Annotated in this window: 14 protein-coding genes; 11 read left to right on the top strand and 3 right to left on the bottom strand. The window is 74.4% G+C overall.

Annotated elements, in window-relative coordinates; genetic code table 11:
• Positions 1-248: 248 nt before the first annotated feature.
• Together ACIGW2_RS33120 and ACIGW2_RS33115 are read left to right on the top strand one after the other, a co-directional pair.
• Entirely contained in the window at positions 249-3935 is a 3687-nt protein-coding gene (locus tag ACIGW2_RS33120; RefSeq protein ID WP_399847795.1) for a glycosyltransferase, read from the top strand.
• Positions 3932-5452 carry a DUF5719 family protein gene (locus tag ACIGW2_RS33115; protein WP_399847792.1) on the top strand — a complete coding sequence of 507 codons (1521 nt, stop codon included), beginning with the start codon at positions 3932-3934 and terminating at the stop codon, positions 5450-5452. The genes ACIGW2_RS33120 and ACIGW2_RS33115 overlap by 4 nt, the downstream gene beginning before the upstream one ends.
• Positions 5453-5687: 235 nt before the next feature.
• On the opposite strand, the gene ACIGW2_RS33110 is transcribed toward ACIGW2_RS33115, so the two are convergent.
• Positions 5688-6104, bottom strand: coding sequence for a metallopeptidase family protein (locus tag ACIGW2_RS33110; protein ID WP_356073726.1), 417 nt, complete (start codon positions 6102-6104; stop codon positions 5688-5690).
• A gap of 403 nt (positions 6105-6507) precedes the next feature.
• Between ACIGW2_RS33110 and ACIGW2_RS33105 the strand changes: the two genes are divergently transcribed.
• The 6 genes from ACIGW2_RS33105 to ACIGW2_RS33080 all read left to right on the top strand — a co-directional run bounded on the left by ACIGW2_RS33105 (position 6508) and on the right by ACIGW2_RS33080 (position 13172).
• The gene (locus ACIGW2_RS33105) at positions 6508-6948 is read left to right on the top strand and encodes a DUF3499 domain-containing protein (protein ID WP_356073729.1); all 441 of its coding nucleotides are present in this window, start codon (positions 6508-6510) and stop codon (positions 6946-6948) included.
• An 87-nt stretch (positions 6949-7035) separates the two neighbouring features.
• On the top strand, positions 7036-8400 hold the full coding sequence (locus ACIGW2_RS33100) for a phosphomannomutase/phosphoglucomutase (protein WP_391656943.1): 1365 nt from the start codon (positions 7036-7038) through the stop codon (positions 8398-8400).
• A 917-nt stretch (positions 8401-9317) separates the two neighbouring features.
• Positions 9318-9500 carry a Trm112 family protein gene (locus ACIGW2_RS33095; RefSeq protein ID WP_356077011.1) on the top strand — a complete coding sequence of 61 codons (183 nt, stop codon included), beginning with the start codon at positions 9318-9320 and terminating at the stop codon, positions 9498-9500.
• A 210-nt stretch (positions 9501-9710) separates the two neighbouring features.
• Positions 9711-10865 carry an SIS domain-containing protein gene (locus tag ACIGW2_RS33090; protein ID WP_391656944.1) on the top strand — a complete coding sequence of 385 codons (1155 nt, stop codon included), beginning with the start codon at positions 9711-9713 and terminating at the stop codon, positions 10863-10865.
• A gap of 87 nt (positions 10866-10952) precedes the next feature.
• Positions 10953-12104: a mannose-6-phosphate isomerase, class I gene (gene manA, locus ACIGW2_RS33085; protein WP_391656945.1), complete on the top strand. Its 1152-nt coding sequence runs from the start codon at positions 10953-10955 to the stop codon at positions 12102-12104.
• Between the two features lie 114 nt (positions 12105-12218).
• Complete coding sequence (locus ACIGW2_RS33080) at positions 12219-13172, top strand: cation diffusion facilitator family transporter (protein WP_391656946.1); 954 nt, start codon at positions 12219-12221, stop codon at positions 13170-13172.
• A gap of 136 nt (positions 13173-13308) precedes the next feature.
• On the opposite strand, the gene lepB is transcribed toward ACIGW2_RS33080, so the two are convergent.
• Positions 13309-13956 (bottom strand): signal peptidase I, encoded by a 648-nt coding sequence (lepB, locus tag ACIGW2_RS33075; RefSeq protein ID WP_391656947.1) that lies wholly within the window; start codon positions 13954-13956, stop codon positions 13309-13311.
• A gap of 395 nt (positions 13957-14351) precedes the next feature.
• Between lepB and ahcY the strand changes: the two genes are divergently transcribed.
• Entirely contained in the window at positions 14352-15806 is a 1455-nt protein-coding gene (ahcY, locus tag ACIGW2_RS33070) for an adenosylhomocysteinase (protein ID WP_391656948.1), read from the top strand.
• A gap of 159 nt (positions 15807-15965) precedes the next feature.
• Positions 15966-16577 (top strand): hypothetical protein, encoded by a 612-nt coding sequence (locus ACIGW2_RS33065; RefSeq protein ID WP_391656949.1) that lies wholly within the window; start codon positions 15966-15968, stop codon positions 16575-16577.
• Positions 16578-16589: 12 nt separating this feature from the next.
• On the opposite strand, the gene ACIGW2_RS33060 is transcribed toward ACIGW2_RS33065, so the two are convergent.
• Positions 16590-17549, bottom strand: a complete 960-nt coding sequence (locus tag ACIGW2_RS33060) for an RDD family protein (protein ID WP_391656950.1) — start codon at positions 17547-17549, stop codon at positions 16590-16592.
• Between the two features lie 159 nt (positions 17550-17708).
• Here ACIGW2_RS33060 and ACIGW2_RS33055 point away from each other — a divergent pair, with 159 nt between their 5' ends.
• Positions 17709-18716 (top strand): stage II sporulation protein M, encoded by a 1008-nt coding sequence (locus ACIGW2_RS33055; RefSeq protein ID WP_399847786.1) that lies wholly within the window; start codon positions 17709-17711, stop codon positions 18714-18716.
• Positions 18717-19151: the final 435 nt, after the last annotated feature.

The following is a 19151-nucleotide window of genomic DNA, read 5'->3' as shown; positions in this document are numbered from 1 at the left end:
GGCCACTCCACCGGCCACCCCATCGGCCGGTCCGGCGGCCACCCACCGCTCACCGGCCGGTCGCCCACCGGTCGCCCGGTGTCAGCCGTAACGCAAAGACGTACACGACGTACACAACGAACGGTCCGCAGCCCGTGGTTGTCCACAGGCGGCGGACCGTCGTCGTGCCAGCTACTAGTGTGGGCCTCCGTCCGAGACGCATCCACGCCCTTCACCGGGCGACCCCCGGCCGGAGGGGCCGTAGCTCGATGTCCTCAACTCCTGAGTTCCCACGACACGTCGTCACCGCCGTGCTCGTCGCCCACGACGGCGCCCGCTGGCTGCCGGACGCCCTCGCCGGGCTGCTCGCCCAGGAGCGCCCCGTCCAGAACGTGGTCGCCGCAGACACCGGCAGCGCCGACGACTCCGCACGGCTGCTCGCCGACTCCCTCGGCCCCGACCGCGTGCTCCACCTCGCCCGCCGCACCGGCTTCGGCGCCGCCGTCGACGAGGCCGCGCGCACCGCGCCCGTCCTCGGCCCCGAGGAACTGCCCTATCTGAAGCGCCCCAGCGGCTGGGACCCGGTCACCCGCACCTGGCGCGACGAGAACTACGACCTGCCCGAACTCCCGCACGGCGAGCCCGTGCAGTGGCTCTGGCTGCTCCACGACGACTGCGCGCCCGAACCCGGCGCGCTCACAGAACTCCTGCGGGTCGCCGACTCCGACGAGTACGCCGCCGTCATCGGCCCCAAGCTGCGCGGCTGGTACGACCGGAAGCAGCTCCTCGAGGCCGGCGTCTCCATCGCCCGCAGCGGCCGCCGCTGGACCGGCCTCGACCGCCGCGAACAGGACCAGGGGCAGCACGACCAGATCCGCTCCGTGCTCTCCGTCTCCAGCGCCGGCATGCTCATCCGCCGCGATGTCTTCGAGGAGCTCGGCGGCTTCGACCGCCGGCTGCCCCTCATGCGCGACGACGTCGACCTGTGCTGGCGCGCCCACGCCGCCGGCCACCGCGTCCTCGTCGCCCCCGACGCCGTGCTCCGGCACGCCGAGGCCTCCGCCCGCGAGCGCCGCACCGTCGACTGCGCCGGGCGCAGCGCCGCCAACCCGCACCGCGTCGACAAGGCCGGCGCCGTCTACACGCTGCTCGCCAACACCCGCGGCGCCGCCCTGCCCTACGTCTTCCTCCGCCTCGTCCTCGGCACCCTGCTGCGCACCCTCGGCTACCTCGTCGGCAAGGCGCCCGGCCAGGCCGTCGACGAGGTCATGGGCCTGCTCGCCACCCTGCTGCGGCCCGAGAAGATCCTCGCCGCCCGCAAGCGGCGCAAGAACCCCGCCGTCCCCGCGGGCGAACTCCGCGCGCTGTTCCCGCCGCCCGGCGCCACCGTCCGCGCCGCCGCCGAACAGCTCGCCTCCCACTTCGGCGGCTCCGACGCCGACTCCGGCGGCTCCCGGCACGGCGCCGTCGAGTCCGGCCCCGGCGGCGACGACGCCGACTACCTGGAGATCGAGCAGTTCGCCCGCCTCAAGAAGATCGCCCGCAAGCCGGGACCGGTCCTCTTCGCCCTGCTCCTCGTCGTCTCCGTGGTCGCCTGCCGCAACCTCCTCGGCGGCGGATCGCTGGCCGGCGGCGCCCTGCTGCCCGCCCCCGACACCGTCTCCGACCTCTGGTCGCGCTACGCCGACGGCTGGCACGCCATCGGCACCGGCGGCACCCAGACCGCCCCGCCCTACCTCGCCGTCCTCGCCGCGCTCTCCGCGCTGTTCCTCGGCTCCACCTCCTTCGCGCTCACCCTGCTGCTCGTCTGCTCGGTCCCGCTGGCCGGCTTCACCGCCTACTTCGCCTCCCGCGGCATCGTCGAGTCCCGACTGCTGCGCGCCTGGGCCGCCGTCGCCTACGCCTTCCTGCCCGCCGCCACCGGCGCGCTGGCCACCGGCCGCCTCGGCACCGCCGTCCTCGCGATCCTGCTCCCGCTGATCGCCCGCGCCGCCGTCGCCGCCCACGGCCTGAGCAGCCCCCACGGCGAACGCGGCAGCTGGCGCGCCACCTGGGCGTACACCTTCCTGCTCACCTTCGCGACCGCCTTCACCCCGGTCGTCTGGCCGCTCGCCGTCCTCCTCGGCCTCGGCGTGCTCGCCCTGCGCCGCGACGACATCACCGCCTACGGACTGCGCTTCCTCGCCGCCGTCGGCACCCCGATCCTGCTCCTCGCCCCCTGGTCGCTCACCCTGCTGACCAGCCCCTCCGCCTTCCTGCGCGAGGCCGGCCTGGACATCCGCACCGGCAGCGCCTCCGCGCTCGACCTGCTCGGCGCCAGCCCCGGCGGCCCCGGCACCCTCGGCGGACTCCTGCTCCTCGGCCTCGTCGGCGCCGGCCTCGCCGGACTGCTCCGCGAGGTCCGCACCCGCGCCGTCCGCGCCGCCTGGGCCGCCGCCCTCGCCGGCCTCCTCTTCGCCGTCCTCACCAACGGCGCCGGCGACGGCGAGACCGGCTGGTCCGGCCCCGCCACCCTGGTCTACGGCGCGGCCCTGCTCGCCGCCGGCACCATCGGCGCCGAGGGCGGCCGCACCCGCGTCGCCTCCCACGGCTTCGGCTGGCGCCAGCCCGTCGCCGCGCTCGTCGCCCTCGCCTGCGCCGCCGGACCGCTGCTGTCCGCGGCCGGCTGGATGATCGGCGGCGCCGACGGCCCGCTCACCCGCCGCGACCCGGTCCAGGTGCCCGCGTTCGTCGCCGAGGAGAGCGGCACCCGCGACCAGGCCCGCACCCTCGTCCTCGGCGCCGGCGCGTCCGGCCAGGTCTCGTACACCCTGGTCCGCGGCTCCGGCGCCCGCCTCGGCGACGCCGAACTCACCGCGAGCGCCGACCCCGACCCGCGCCTCGACCAGGTCGTCTCCCACCTCGTCGCCGGCTCCGGCGCCGACCAGACCGCGGAGCTGAGCGGCTTCGCCATCCGCTTCGTGCTGGTACGGGACGGCGCCCCGCGCTCCATGAGCCGCGTCCTCGACGCCACCCCGGGCCTGTCCCGGCTCAGCCAGCTCGACGGCAGCGCCCTGTGGGAGGTCAGCCGCGACCACGCGGTGGCCCGCGTCATGATCCTCCCCAAGGCCGGCGGAGCGCCCGGCGGCACGGCCACCGAGACCCCCGACGCCGCCCCGGCCGAGACCGCGCGCCCGCTCGCCGTCGCCGCCGGCCCCGTCGAGGCCCACACGACGATCCCCGCCGGACCGGCCGGGCGCGTCCTGCGCGTCGCCGACCGCGCCGACACCGGCTGGACCGCCACCCTCGACGGCCGGGAGCTCAAGCCCGTCACCCTCGACGGCTGGGCCCAGGGCTTCGAGCTCCCCACCGGCGGCGGCCGCCTCGACCTCGCCTTCGACGAGCCGGCCACCCACACCGCGTGGATCTGGACCCAGGCCTTCCTCGCCGTCGTCCTGCTCGTCCTCGCCCTGCCCGGCCGCCGCCGCGACATCGACGACGACCTGCCCGACGAGGAGCTCGCCCTCCCGGCCCAGGCCACCGCCGCCGACGGCGACGGCCGCCGGGCCCGCCGTCTGCGCGCCGCCGCCGAGGCCGAGGCCGCGGCCGAAGCGGCAACGGCCGCCGAAGCAGCCGCCGCCGGGGCCCCGGAGCCCGCACCCGCCCCGGAGCCCGCGCCCGCCCCCGTACCCGTGCCCGAGCAGCCGGCCTACGAGCCGCAGCAGGAATGGGACGCCGGATACGCCGCCCAGGGCTACCCGCAGGACCCGTACCAGGAGCAGTACGCGTACGACCCCTACGCCCAGCCCCAGCAGCCGTACTACGACGGCGGGCAGCACTACGACCCGTACGCGCAGCCCCAGCAGCAGTACCAGCCGGAGCAGCAGCCGCAGCACGGGTACGAGCAGGTCTACGACCCGTACGGCTACGGGCAGCAACAGCACGAGCAGCGTCCGGACGGGAGCAGCAACCAGTGAAGCGCACCACCCTCTCCCTGATCGCCGTCGCCGCCACCCTGGCCGCGGTGACCGGCGCCGCCGCCCTCACCGCCCCCGACGGCACCGTCCCGCAGAACCTCGTCGGGACCGCCCGGCTCCCCGTCGAGCGCACCGCCCTGCTCTGCCCCGCGCCCAGCAGCTCCGAGGTCTCCGAGACCACGTACACCTCGTACACCCCGGCCGCCAAGAGCGTGCCGGGCGCCAAGGAGCAGCGGACCGCCGCCAAGGCCGAGCTCAAGCCGGCCCCGCTCGCCCCGCCGCCCGGCGAGCAGCCCGCCAAGAACCCCACGGCGCTCAAGGCCCCGGCGACCGTCACCCGGCCGGGCACCCCCGTCAACGCCGAGGCGAAGGGCGCCGACGCCCCCGCCCTCGACGGCTCCGCCAGCGGCGGCCTCGCCCCCGGCTGGACCGTCCAGCAGACCACCGTCGTCCCGGCCGGCGGCGCCCGCGGCCTGCTCGGCGTCACCTGCACCGCCCCGGACACCGACTTCTGGTTCCCCGCCGCGTCCACCGCCAAGCAGCGCCAGGACTACGTCCACCTCACCAACCCCGACGACGGCACCGCCACCGCCGACATCGAGCTGTACGGGCCGGCCGGACCGCTCAAGTCGCTGTCCGCCGAGGGCATCCCGGTCCCCGCGCACTCCACCGTGCCGGTGCTGATCTCCACCCTCACCAGCGACGCCGCCCAGCAGGACCTCACGATCCACGTGACCACCCGCAGCGGCCGGGTCGGCGCCGTCGTCGGCGCCGCCGACGACACGGCCGGCGCCGACTGGCTGCCGGCCTCCGCCGACCCGAGCGGCACCGCCGTCCTGCCCGGCATCCCGGCCGACGCGACCTCGGTCCGCCTGGTCGCCTTCGCGCCCGGCGACGCCGACGCCGACCTCAAGGTCCAGCTGGTCACCCCGACCGGCACGATCGTCCCGGCGAGCGCCGACTCCCTGCACGTCAAGTCCGGCATGACCGCCGCCGTCGACCTGCCCGACCTCACCCGCGGCGAGCCCGGCTCGCTGCTGCTGACCCCCTCCGACCCCAAGAAGCCCGTCCCGGTCGTCGCCGCGCTCCGGGTGGCCCGCGGCAAGGGCGCGCAGCAGGAGATCGCGTTCATCCCGGCCGCCGCCCCGATCGAGGCCCGCGCCACCGTCGCCGACAACCGCGCCAAGGGCGCCACCCTCGCCCTGACCGCGCCCGCCGCCGGCGCCGAGGTGCGGATCACCGCCTCCGCCGGCTCCGGGGGCGGCACCCCGGTCACCAAGACCGTCACCCTCAAGGGCGGCACCACCACCTCGCTCGCCGCCCCGGTCCCCGACGGCCTCAAGGGCTCCTACGCCCTCACCGTCGAGCGCCTCTCCGGTGGCCCGGTGCACGCCTCGCGCCTGCTGGAGCTGCCGGAGGACGGCATCCCGATGTTCACGGTCCAGACCTTCGCGGACGACCACGGCACGGTGGAGGTGCCGGACGCCCGCCAGGACCTGACGGTCCTGGACGACTGAGGCCGGGCGGGACCGACGGGGACCGACCGGGGGCGGGCCGAGCGCCTTCGACACCCGGGTCGGGGACCCGACCGAGACCGGCCGGGGCCGACCGAGACCGGCCGGGGCCGACCGAGACCGGCCGGGGGCGGACGGGACCGACCGGGGCCGACGGGGACCGGCGGGCGGCGGACGGGACCGACCGGCACCGGGCCGCGCGCCTTCGACACCCCCCCGGGGGGGCGGGCGGCCCGGGTCAGTCCTGTCCGTAGCGCGGGTCGACCGACTCGGGGGAGAGGCCCAGCAGGTCGGCGACCTGCTCCACGACCACCTCGTGGACCAGCAGCGCCCGCTCGTCCCGGCTCTTCGCGCGGATCTCGACCGGCCGCCGGTAGACCACCACCCGGGCCGGCTCGTTCTTCTCCGCGGGCGTCGAACCGCCCAGCGGCACCACCGACTCGCCCGGCACCGTCGGAGGCACCTCCATGACCAGGAACTCGACGTCGGTGAGCTGCGGGAAACGCCGCTCCAGCCGCTCCACCGAGTCCAGGACCAGATCGCGGAAGGTGTCCGCCCGGCTCGCGGACAGCGGCACCTGCGGCGGGGCCACCGGCCCCCGCATGCCGCGGCCGTGCCGGTCGCGGCGTCGCACGCGCGGCGCCGCACTGTCCATGCTGTGGGTGCTGTCCGTCACTGACGCAGCGTAACTCTCCCGGCTGTTCCCGGGGCCGGTCGGAGCGGGGCGGAGAGCGGCCGTGGCCCCGAACGGACGGAGTCGCCGACCCCGTACGGGGGACGTGTCCGGCCGCGGACGGGCCCGTGGCGTCCGGGCCGACCGGCGGCGACGGCCGCCGGCCGGCCGCCGGCCTGTCGGAACCCGACCGATCCGGCCATGCGACGGCCCGATTTCCGAGACCGGATCGATCGGCCATCTGGCCGTGGTTGACCGGATTTCTCCCCCTCGTTGTCCGGATCGAACCGCCCCGGAACCCGCCCCGCACACCGCTCCCGCAGGTCAGAACGGGCGATCGCACCCGGTCCGTGGCGGACGTCACACCGCGACACGGTGGAGTGACCTGGGGGAGAGTCGTCGCGGCCCGCTCAAGAGTGCGGTACCGTCCAACGTCGTGAGCCCTGTACGTCGCTGTTCGCGCACCGCGTGCGGCCGCCCTGCCGTCGCGACACTGACGTACGTCTATGCCGATTCGACCGCGGTCCTCGGCCCGCTCGCCACCTACGCCGAGCCCCACTGCTACGACCTGTGCGCCGAGCACAGCGAGCGCCTCACCGCCCCGCGCGGCTGGGAGGTCGTGCGGCTCTCCGACGGCACCACCCCCACCCGGCCCAGCGGCGACGACCTCGAAGCCCTCGCCAACGCGGTACGGGAGGCGGCCCGCCCCCAGGAACGCGCGGCCGAGGCCGGCGGCGGCAAGCCCGGCCCGGGCGGCCGCGGCGGCGACCCCATGGAGGTCGGCCGGCGCGGGCACCTCAGGGTCCTGCGCTCACCCGACAACTGACCGGGGTCCGGTCCCGGGTAGTTTGGGCGTTCCGTGCGCGCGCCGCATCCGCGCCCACGCCAGCCGAGACCTCAGGAGGGTGGATCCGTGACTGCTGATCTGTCGCAGATCGTGAAGGCGTACGACGTCCGCGGAGTGGTTCCGGATCAGTGGGACGAGTCGCTCGCCGAGCTGTTCGGCGCGGCCTTCGTGCGGGTCGCCGACGCCGAAGCGATCGTCATCGGCCACGACATGCGCCCCTCCTCGCCCGGCCTCGCCGCCGCCTTCGCGCGCGGCGCCACCCGCCTCGGCGCCGACGTGACCCTGATCGGCCTCTGCTCGACCGACCAGCTGTACTTCGCGTCCGGCGCGCTCGGCCTGCCGGGCGCGATGTTCACCGCCTCCCACAACCCGGCCCAGTACAACGGCATCAAGATGTGCCGCGCCGGCGCCGCCCCCGTCGGCCAGGACACCGGCCTCTCCGAGATCCGCGCCCTCGTGGAGCGGTGGACGGAGGAGGGCGCCCCGGAACCGGCCGCGACCCAGGGCACCGTCACCGAGCGCGAGACCCTCAAGGACTACGCCGCCCACCTCCTCGGCCTCGTCGACCTCGGCGCCATCCGGCCGCTGAAGGTCGTCGTCGACGCCGGCAACGGCATGGGCGGCCACACCGTCCCCACCGTCTTCGACGGCCTCCCGCTCGACGTCGTCCCGATGTACTTCGAGCTCGACGGCACCTTCCCGAACCACGAGGCCAACCCCCTCGACCCGAAGAACATCGTCGACCTCCAGGCCCGCGTCCGCGCCGAGGGCGCCGACCTCGGCCTCGCCTTCGACGGCGACGCCGACCGCTGCTTCGTCGTCGACGAGAACGGCGACCCGGTCTCCCCGTCCGCGATCACCGCGCTCGTCGCGGCCCGCGAGCTGGCCAGGCACGGCGGCAGCGGCACGATCATCCACAACCTGATCACCTCCTGGTCCGTCCCGGAGGTCGTCCGCGAGAACGGCGGCACGCCGGTGCGGACGCGGGTCGGCCACTCCTTCATCAAGGAGGAGATGGCGAGGACCGGCGCCATCTTCGGCGGCGAGCACTCCGCCCACTACTACTTCAAGGACTTCTGGAACGCGGACACCGGCATGCTCGCCGCGCTCCACGTCCTCGCCGCCCTCGGCGGCCAGGACGGCCCGCTCTCCGCCCTGGTCTCCTCCTACGACCGCTACGTCTCCTCCGGCGAGATCAACTCCACGGTCGCCGACCAGTCCGCCCGCCTGGCCGCCGTCAAGGCCGCCTACGCCGACCGCGACGGCGTCACCCTCGACGAGCTCGACGGCCTCACCGTCACCGCCGCCGACTGGTGGTTCAACCTCCGCGCCTCCAACACGGAACCCCTCCTCCGCCTCAACGTCGAGGCCCGCGACGAACCCACCATGTCCACCCTCCGCGACGAGGTCCTGACCCTGATCCGCGCCTAGGCACGATCAGCCCCGTCGAAGGCCCGCCCCGGAAGGGACGGGCCTTCGCCGTTCCGGGTGCCGCCGCGACGCAGGCGTCGCCCGTCATCCGTCGCGGCCGCGCCGTTCCCCCGTTGGGGGTCGCGCCTTCCTGTGGGTGCGCTCGTCGGTCCCGTTGCGGGCATTCGTCCCGCATGGGGGTCCCCAGGGCGAAGCCCTAGGGGGACGGGCGGGCCCACGGGGACGGCGCCCTTGCGGGCGCCTTCCACACCCGCGCCTGGACCCGCCCCCCCCGAGGGTGCGGCGCTCGCCCGCGCCTGGACCCGCACCGCGAGGGCGCGCCCCGCACCGCGAGGGCGCGGCGTTCGTCCGCACCCGGACCCGTACCCCGAGGGCGCCCCGCACCGCGAGGGCGCGGCGTTCGTCCGCACCCGGACCCGTACCCCGAGGGCGCCCCGCACCGCGAGGGCGCGGCGTTCGTCCGCACCTGGACCCGCACCGCGAGGGCGCGCCCCGCACCGCGAGGGCGCGGCGTTCGTCCGCACCCGGACCCGTACCCCGAGGGCGCCCCGCACCGCGAGGGCGCGGCGTTCGTCCGCACCCGGACCCGTACCCCGAGGGCGCCCCGCACCGCGAGGGCGCGGCGTTCGTCCGCACCTGGACCCGCACCGCGAGGGCGCGCCCCGCACCGCCACGGCGCCGCGCCCACAAGCACCGCATCCCCAGGCCGCCGCGCCGCAGGCAACCGTCGCCCCCCGTTCCCCACCCCTTCCCCCACGCGCCGCCCCCCGGTCGGCCAAACCCCGCAACGTAACCCCCGGCACCCGCCCCGCACCAAGGGCGCCGCCCGCGCCCCGGCGGTAGGCTGAGCGGGCCCGTAAACCGTCCGTACGCCCAGGCCCACGCCCGCGTCGCCGTACCGCCCCGAAGGGACCACCATGCCGCTCGAAGCCGGCCTCCTGGAGATCCTGGCCTGCCCGGCCTGCCACGCCCCGCTGAACGACCGCTCGGCGGAGGAGACCCCGGAGCTCGTCTGCACCTCCGCCGACTGCGGACTCGCGTACCCCGTGCGCGACGGCATCCCGGTCCTCCTCGTCGACGAGGCCCGCCGCCCCGAGTGACCCGCGCCGCCGCCCGCCCCGCACCCCGGGAAGCCGGGGCGGGACGCCGGGCGGCGGACCCGGCGCGGGCGCGCTGACGCGCCGACGCGCACTCCTCGGGCCGACCCCGAGCCGACCTCGCCCGGGGGACCCTCCACGCCGGCCGGCCCACGCCGCACCCCCACCCTCGCCGGCCCCGCCCGCTCCGCCGACCGACCGGAGGCCCGCCCCATGTTCGACGAGACCCTCCTCGACGCACCGGACGCCCTCGCCCTCGCCGACCACCGCGGACTGCTCCGCGGCGCCGCCGGAGCGGGTGCGCGGGTACGGACCGCCGCCCGGCACGCCGCCGAGGCAGGCATCGCGAACCTCCGCCCCGAGGGCCGCCCCCGCGCCGTCCTCGTCGCCGGCCCCGGCACCGCCGCCGCCGGCGTCGCCGACCTGGTCGGCGCGCTCGCGGGCGCCGCGGCCCCGGTGATCCGCCTCCAGCCCACCGGCGTCGCCCCCGCCGCCGGCGCCCTGCGCTGGGCCCTGCCCGGCTGGGCCGGCTCCGTCGACCTGCTGCTCCTGCCGACCACGGACGGCGCCGAACCGGGCCTCGCGCTCCTCGCCGAGCAGGCGTACCGCCGCGGCATCACCGTGGTCGCCGTCGCCCCGCGCGAGTCCCCGCTCGCCGACGCGGTGGGCGGCTCGCGCGGCCTGCTCGTACCGATGGCGACGGCCCCGAACGAGACGCCCGAGGAGTACGAGGAGACCCTCGCCGCCAGCCCCGGCGCGCTGTGGGCGCTGTTCACGCCGCTGCTCGCGCTGCTCGACCGGGTGGGCCTGGTGGAGGCGCCGCCGGAGGCCCTCGAACAGGTCGCCGACCGCCTGGACCGTACGGCCGAGCGCTGCGGCCCGGCCATCGCCACGTACGGCAACCCGGCCAAGACCCTCGCCGCCGAGCTCGCCGACTCCCTCCCGCTCGTGTGGACGGAGGGCGAGGCCGCGGGACCGGCCGGCCGCCGTTTCGCCGCGGTCCTCGCCGAGCTCGCCGGGCTGCCCGCGCTCGCCGCCGAACTCCCCGAGGCGCTGCCCGCCCACGGCATGCTCCTCACGGGCGACTACGCGGCCGGCGCCGACCCGGACGACTTCTTCCGCGACCGCGTCGACGAGCCGCAGGCGCTGCGCGCCCGGGTGGTGCTGCTGCGCGACCGCCCCGCCGAGGGCAACGTGCTGAGCGCCGCCCCCGCCGCCCGCGAGCTGGCCCTCGGCCACGACACCGCGATCAGCGAGCTGGAACCGGAGGAGGGCAGCCCGCTGGAGAACCTCGCCGAACTCCTCGCCGTCACCGACTTCGCCGCCGTCTACCTCGCCCTCGCCTCGGCGGGCCGCGCCCCGGAGTAGCCGCACCGCACCCGTACCGGCCGGCCGGGGCAGGCAGTTCCCCACGTCCATCACCGCACCACCGCACTGAGAAGAGCTGGAAGCCCCATGGACCGCCTCGTCAACACCGTCCGCCCCTACGCCTGGGGATCCACGACGGCCATCCCGGCACTGCTCGGCGTCGCCCCCACCGGCGAGCCCCAGGCCGAGATGTGGATGGGCGCCCACCCCGGCGCCCCGTCCCGCACCGACCGAGGCCCCCTCAACGAGCTCATCGACGCCGACCCGGTCCGCGAACTCGGCCCGGCCACCGTCGAGAAGTTCGGCCCCCGCCTGCCCTTCCTCCTCAAGGTGCTCGCCGCCGGCGCCCCGCTCTCCCTCCAGGTCCACCCCGACCTCGACCAGGCGCGCGCCGGATTCGCCGCCGAGGAGGCCGCCGGCATCCCGGTCGACGCCCCGCACCGCAACTACAAGGACGCCAACCACAAGCCCGAACTCATCTGCGCGCTCACCCCCTTCCACGGCCTGTGCGGCTTCCGCGACCCCGCCGAGGCCGCCGACACCATGGCCGCCCTCGGCGTCGACTCCCTCAAGCCGTACGTCGACCTCCTCCACGCCCACCCCGAGAAGGCCGCGCTCCGCGAGGTCCTGACCGCGCTGCTCACCGCCGACCGCGCCGAGATCGCGCACACCGTCACCGAGGCCGCGCACGCCGCCGCCCGCCTCGGCGGCGCCCACGACACGTACGCCCGGATCGCCCACCACTACCCGAACGACCCCGGCGTCCTGGCCGCGATGCTGCTCAACGAGGTCGTCCTGCAGCCCGGCGAGGCGCTCTACCTCGGCGCCGGCGTCCCGCACGCCTACCTCGACGGCCTCGGCGTCGAGATCATGGCCAACTCCGACAACGTGCTGCGCTGCGGCCTCACCCCCAAGCACGTCGACGTCCCCGAACTCCTCCGGATCGTGCGCTTCGAGCCCAACGACCCCGGCGTCCTGCGCCCCGAGGCCTCCCCGTCCGGCGAGGAGCTCTACGACACCCCGATCGACGAGTTCCGGCTCTCCCGCTTCGTCCGTGCCGAGGACGCCGCGCCCACCGAACTCACCGCCCCCACCCCGCAGATCCTGCTCGCCGTGGCCGGCCGCCCCGCGATCGGCGGACTGCCCCTCGCACCCGGCGAATCCGCGTTCGTCCCGGCGGGCGAAAAGACCGAACTGTCCGGGGCGGGAACGGTCTTCCGCGCCACGGTCGTCGCCTGATGCGAGAATGACCGGCCGAACGACGGCAAAGGAACGGCAATAAGCTGCCGTCGACAAGGCGCCAGGGCGCCAGGCGACCGGGCCGGAGCACCGACGAAGGGAACAGACAGACCCATGAGCGCGTCAGGCGGAACCAAGGCGATCGTGGCGGCCCTCGCCGCCAATCTCGCGATCGCCGCAGCCAAGTTCGTGGCGTTCCTCTTCAGCGGTTCGTCCTCGATGCTGGCCGAGGCCGTCCACTCCCTCGCCGACTCCGGCAACCAGGGCCTGCTGCTGCTCGGCGGCAAGCGCGCCCAGCGCGAGGCCACCCCGCAGCACCCCTTCGGCTACGGCCGCGAGCGCTACATCTACGCCTTCCTCGTCTCCATCGTGCTGTTCTCGGTCGGCGGCATGTTCGCCATCTACGAGGGCTACGAGAAGATCAAGCACCCGCACCCGATCGAGGCCTGGTACTGGCCGGTCGGCGTGCTCGTCTTCGCGATCATCGCGGAGTCCTTCTCCTTCCGCACGGCGATCAAGGAGTCGAACGAGCTCCGCGGCAACCTCTCCTGGAAGGAGTTCGTGCGCCGCGCGAAGGCGCCCGAGCTCCCGGTCGTCCTCCTGGAGGACTTCGGCGCCCTGGTCGGTCTCGTCCTCGCCCTCGGCGGCGTCGGCCTGGCGCTCGGCACCGGCAACGGCGTCTGGGACGGCATCGGCACCGTCTGCATCGGTGTCCTGCTCGTCCTCATCGCGATCGTGCTCGCCGCCGAGACCAAGTCGCTGCTGCTCGGCGAGGCCGCCGGCATCGAGGACGTGAAGAAGATCGAGGAGGCGATCGTCGACGGCGACACCGTCACCCGCCTCATCCACATGCGCACGCTGCACCTCGGCCCGGAGGAGCTCCTCGTGGCCGCCAAGATCGCCGTCGCCCACGACGACACCGCCACCGAGGTCGCCCGCGCGATCGACGCGGCCGAGGAGCGCATCCGCGCCGCCGTCCCGATCGCCCGGGTGATCTACCTGGAGCCCGACATCTACAGCGAGAAGCGCGCCGCCGGCACCGCGACCCCCGCGGACACCGAGGCCTGACCCGCCCCATGCCACGGAAAAGGCCCCGGAACGGAGATCACCGTTCCGGGGCCTTCCCCGTGCCTCTCGTGCGTTTCCGCGCCTCGTGCGTTTCCGTGCCTCGTGCGGTGACGCGGCCCGCGCTCCGGCACCCGCGTTACGGGACGGGGTACGGCGCGGGCGGCGGCACCGCGCGCCGCCGGGCCGAGCGGCCGGCGAGCGAACCCGCGAGGCCCAGGCCGAACCCGGTCAGCAGGACCACCACGCCGCCGAAGAACGCGCCCGCACCGGCGAGCGCCGGCCCCGGCCGGTCCGTGGCCCGCTCCCGTACCGCCGCCAGCGGCACCGTGCCCCCGGCGCCGAGGTCCTGGTGATTGCGCGAGTCGATCGAATTGCCCCGGTTGTCGCCCAGCAGGAACAGGCGCCCCTCCGGCACCCTCACGTCGAAGTCCGGCGCGCCCCCGATCGGGTCGCCCTCCCGGACGTACGGCTCGTCGAGCGGCTCGCCGTTCACGTACAGCCGCCGGCCATCCGTCCTCACCCGGTCGCCGCCGACCCCGATCACCCGCTTCACGGCCAGGCTCTCGGTGATGCCCCACTCGGGCACGGAGACGAGGACCACGTCCCCGCGCCGCACCTCGGACGGCTCCACCCGCTCGGCGTAGAGCATCGCCCCGGGCGCGTACGTCGGCCGCATCGCGTCGCTCGGCACCCGGTGCGCCGGATACGCGCTGCGCAGCGCGAGCCCGGCGGCGACCAGCAGCACCCCCAGCGGCAGCAGCACCGCCCAGCCCGCGATCCGCAACCCGCGCCCCGACCTCGTCCGTCCCGGCCCCGTCCGCCCCGGTCCCATCGGCCTCCACCCTCCCAAAGCAGTCCGGCCCGCACCCTACCGGCGGGAAGGGACAGCGGGGCCGCCGCCTGTCGAGGCCGGATCCGGCCCCGATCCGGCCGAATCCGGCACCGGGCGGACTGTGGGCCGCTGCGCTGATCGGTGTAGATTCGTGACCAGCCAGACGTCGCTGCTGATGGCGGTCGGGCGGTCCCCACGCGGACCGGCCGAGGGAGAGAGGGCCTCCGACGACTGCACCGCGCAAGACGCGGGAGCACCGGGCATCCGTATGCCCGCGTCCTCCACAGCCGCGGTGCCAGGTGCCCACTCGACCCCTCGAACCCGATTGACGAGGAGCAACTCCAGTCATGACGACTGTCGCCAAGCAGGACTTCAAGGTCGCCGACCTCTCCCTGGCCGCCTTCGGCCGCAAGGAGATCACCCTCGCCGAGCACGAGATGCCCGGCCTGATGTCCATCCGCCGCGAGTACGCCGAGCAGCAGCCGCTGGCCGGCGCCCGCATCACCGGCTCCCTGCACATGACCGTGCAGACCGCCGTCCTCATCGAGACCCTCGTCGCCCTGGGCGCCGAGGTCCGCTGGGCCTCCTGCAACATCTTCTCCACCCAGGACCACGCCGCCGCGGCCATCGCCGTCGGCCCGAACGGCACCCCGGAGAACCCGCAGGGCGTCCCGGTCTTCGCCTGGAAGGGCGAGACCCTGGAGGAGTACTGGTGGTGCACCGAGCAGGCGCTGACCTGGCCGAACACCCCCACCGGCGGCCCGAACATGATCCTGGACGACGGTGGTGACGCCACCCTCCTCGTCCACAAGGGCGTCGAGTTCGAGAAGGCCGGCTCCGCCCCGGACCCGTCCACCGCGGACAGCGAGGAGTACGGCCACATCCTGCGCCTCCTCAACCGCACCCTCGCCGAGTCCCCGCAGAAGTGGACGCAGCTCGCGTCCGAGATCCGCGGCGTGACCGAGGAGACCACCACCGGTGTCCACCGTCTCTACGAGATGATGCAGGCCGGAACCCTCCTCTTCCCGGCGATCAATGTGAACGACGCCGTGACGAAGTCGAAGTTCGACAACAAGTACGGCTGCCGTCACTCGCTGATCGACGGCATCAACCGGGCCACCGACGTCCTGATCGGCGGCAAGACGGCCGTCGTGTGTGGTTACGGTGACGTCGGCAAGGGCTGTGCCGAGTCGCTGCGGGGCCAGGGTGCCCGGGTGATCGTGACGGAGATCGATCCGATCTGCGCGCTGCAGGCGGCGATGGACGGTTACCAGGTGACGACCCTGGACGAGGTCGTGGAGACCGCCGACATCTTCATCACGACGACGGGCAACAAGGACATCATCATGGCCTCGGACATGGCCCGGATGAAGCACCAGGCCATCGTCGGGAACATCGGGCACTTCGACAACGAGATCGACATGGCCGGTCTGGCGAAGATTCCGGGCATCGTGAAGGACGAGGTCAAGCCGCAGGTCCACACGTGGACGTTCCCGGACGGCAAGGTGCTGATCGTGCTGTCGGAGGGGCGTCTGCTGAACCTGGGCAACGCGACCGGTCACCCGTCCTTCGTGATGTCGAACTCGTTCGCGGACCAGACCCTGGCCCAGATCGAGCTCTTCACGAAGCCGGAGGAGTACCCGACCGACGTCTACGTGCTCCCGAAGCACCTGGACGAGAAGGTCGCCCGCCTCCACCTCGACGCGCTCGGCGTCAAGCTGACGACCCTCCGCCCGGAGCAGGCCGAGTACATCGGCGTCAAGGTCGAGGGCCCGTACAAGCCGGACCACTACCGCTACTGATCCCCACGACCGGCGGGTGACCGGCGCGCACGCACCGCACGCGCCGCCACCCGCCCGTCGCAGGAACCCGCAGCGGCACAGACAGGCCCCCGCACCCCCGTGCCGGGGGCCTGTCCCCGTTCCCCGCCGCTACCGCTCCAGGACGCACCCCGAGGACCCATGCCCCGCGGCCGATATTCGCTCCATGATCCGCACGATCACACCCCCCTCGGTGAAGAGCACTTCCACTGCGCGCCCGGCCCCTCCGGCTGGCGCTATGTCGCCCGGACCACGTCCCCCTCCGGCGACACCACGGGCTCCGTCGACCTGGCCGTCGACGCCCTGGGCCGCCCGATCCGCCTCGAACTCCACGCCGCCGACTGGCAGGTCCGCGGCGCCGCGCTCGACGGCGTCACCTGGGTCCGTACCGACCCCACCGGAACCCACGCCACCGAAGGCAATGTGCGCGCCCACGCCTTCACCGGCACGTCCCCGGCATTCCTCGTCGCGATCTCCCGACTCCTGCGCCTCACCCCCGAATCCCCGGAGACCCGCGTCCGGCTCGTCGCCTTCACGGATCCCGTGCTCGCCCCCCTGACGGTCGACCAGTCCTGGGCCCTGGTGAAGAGTGAAGCGCACACCACTGACAACGGCCCCCTGATCGTGGACGAGTACCAGGTCAGCACGCTCGACACGGGCGAACGGCACGCCGTCCACCTCGCCGGCGACGTGGTCCTCTCGGCCCCCGGCATCGAACTCGAAGAGCTCGACACCCCGCCCAACGTCTTCTGACCGCCCCGGGCCCTACGCGGGCGGCGCGAACCCGGTCGCAGGCGGGAGAGCGGTAGGCGCCGAAGGCGCTGAGGGGACTGTCGGAGCCGACGGAGCTGATGGAGGAGTAGGCGGAACCGACGGAACCGACGGGGCCACAGGGGCCGGAGCGACCGAAGGGGTGGAAGGAGCGGAAGGGGCCGGGGGGACGGAAGAGGTCGAGGGCGCTGCCGCGGCCCCCGGGGCGAACGCCCGGCGCGCCTCGCGCGCCTGCCGCTCGGCCACCACGCCCGCCAGATACGCCGCCGCCGGCACCCCGGGCGGCGCGGGAGCCCCCGTACGCGCCACCAGCTCCCCGGCCAGCCGCTCCGCCAGCCGCAGCCCGATCGCCGGATCCAGCTGCCGCATCCGCGTCAGGTACTGCCGGACCTCCAGCCACAGCGAGTCCGGCACCGCCGACAGATCCAGTCCGGCGAACCGCCCCACCAGCCACGGCGGCGGAGGCGGCACCAGCATCCCGGCCCCCGGCCCCGCGGCCACCCGCTCCCGCACCACCAGCGTCCCGGCGAACACGTCCCCGAGCCGCCGCCCCCGCTCGGACACGAGCGAGGCGACGCAGGCCACGACGCCGAAGGTCGTCAGGATCTCCACGGCCCCCATCGCCCCGCGCATCAGCGCGTGCCGGAAGCGGATCGGGCCGCCGTCCTCCCGCACCACGCGCAGCCCGAGCGCCAGCTTCCCGAGCGACCGCCCGTGCGACAGCGTCTCCACCGCGATCGGGGCGCCGACCAGCACGAGTACGAAGGAAGCGATCGACAGCGCCGCCACCGCCGCCTCGTCCAGAGACGCCGTGGCAACCACCAGCCCCATGCTGACCAGCAGGAACGCCGTCCACACCACGACCAGATCGATCAGGATCGCCAGCGCCCGCGTCGGCAGCCGCGCCGGCTCGAGCCCCAGATAGACGGCATCCCCCGTCACCACCCCGCTCACGGCCCCCACCCTTCCTCGCCCTACCGAACCCGGTCCGAACGCCAGTCTGCCAAGCTGACCCGCAGCGCGCCGCAGTAGCAGGACGAGCAAGAAGTACGAGCAAGAAGTACGAGCAGCACGGACCCGTACGCACCCCAGTGCCTGGAGCAGCAGCCGACCATGGACCTCGACGTCTTCGTCACCGCCCACCGCGCCGAGTGGGACCGCCTCGACCACCTGCTGCGCCGCGGCCGCCACCTCACCGGTGCCGAGGCCGACGAACTCGTCGCCCTCTACCAGCGCACCGCGACCCACCTCTCGCTCATCCAGTCCAGTGCCCCCGACCCCCTGCTCACGGCCCGGCTCACCCAGCTGATCGCCCGCGCCCGCGCCACGGTCACCGGCACCCGCCGCGCCTCCTGGCGCGACGCGGCCGAATTCCTCACCTCGGGATTCCCGGCCGCCGTCTACCGCTCCCGCCACTGGTGGATACCGACCGCGGTCCTCTCCACCCTCGTCGCGGCACTCATCGGCTGGTGGATCGGCAGCCACCCCGAGGTCCAGTCCGCGCTCGGCGCCCCCGCGTCGCTGCGCGAGATGACCCGCCCCGGCGGCCAGTACGAGACCTACTACTCCAGCCACCCGGCGGCCTCGTTCTCCGCCCAGGTCTGGACGAACAACGCCCAGGCCGCCGCCGTCTGCCTGGTCCTCGGTGCCTTCCTCGGCATCCCGGTGCTGTTCATCCTCTTCGCCAACATGCTGAACCTCGGCATCGGCATCGGTCTGATGGCCTCCGCCGGCCGCCTCGACGTCTTCCTCGGCCTGGTCCTTCCACATGGTCTCCTCGAACTGACCGCCGTCTTCGTCGCCGCCGGCACCGGCCTCCGCCTCGGCTGGACCGTCATCGACCCCGGCCCCACCACCCGCCGCGCAGCCCTCGCCCGGCAGGGCCGCTCCGCGATCGGCATGGCCATCGGCCTGGCCCTGGTCCTCTTCGTCTCGGGCCTGATCGAAGGCTTCGTGACCCCGTCCGGCCTGCCGACCTGGGCCCGCATCTCCCTCGGCGTCGCCGCCGAGCTGGCGTTCCTCCTGTACGTGTACGTGCTCGGCGGTCGCGCGGCCCGCGCAGGCGACACGGGCGACGTCGCGGAACCCGACCGCACGGCCGAGCTCCCGACCGCCGCCTGATGTGCGGAGCACCCCGCTGACCTGCTAGTCTCCTCTTCGCCCACGAAACCTGTTGACACAGGTGGAGGGGGGAGGTAGATTCAAACGGTTGCCTGGAGTTGGACAAGCTCGGGGCAGGACAGTTAGAATCTTTCTCGCTCCGGTCGAGGATTCGCATCCCGTTCGAGGATGACGAAGACGACGGAGCCCCCGATTCCTTATCCGAATCACCGAAGCCACCGATTAGGTCGGCGGAAATGATTCTGATAAAGTCGGAAAGCGCCGGAAGGCCTCGAAAGCGAAAGCAATCGGGACCGGAAAGCACCGAGGAAATCGGGTCGGAAAGATCTGATAGAGTCGAAAACGCAAGAACGAAGGAAGCGCCCGGAGGAAAGCCCGCGAGGGTGAGTACGAAGGAAGCGTCCGCACCTTGAGAACTCAACAGCGTGCCAAAAA

Origin of the sequence: Streptomyces sp. NPDC053541, from assembly GCF_044544705.1 — a bacterium.
Taxonomy (GTDB): Bacteria; Actinomycetota; Actinomycetes; order Streptomycetales; family Streptomycetaceae; genus Streptomyces.
The sequence above is the reverse complement of the archived record's forward strand: the minus strand, read 5'-3'. Positions and strand labels throughout refer to the sequence as shown.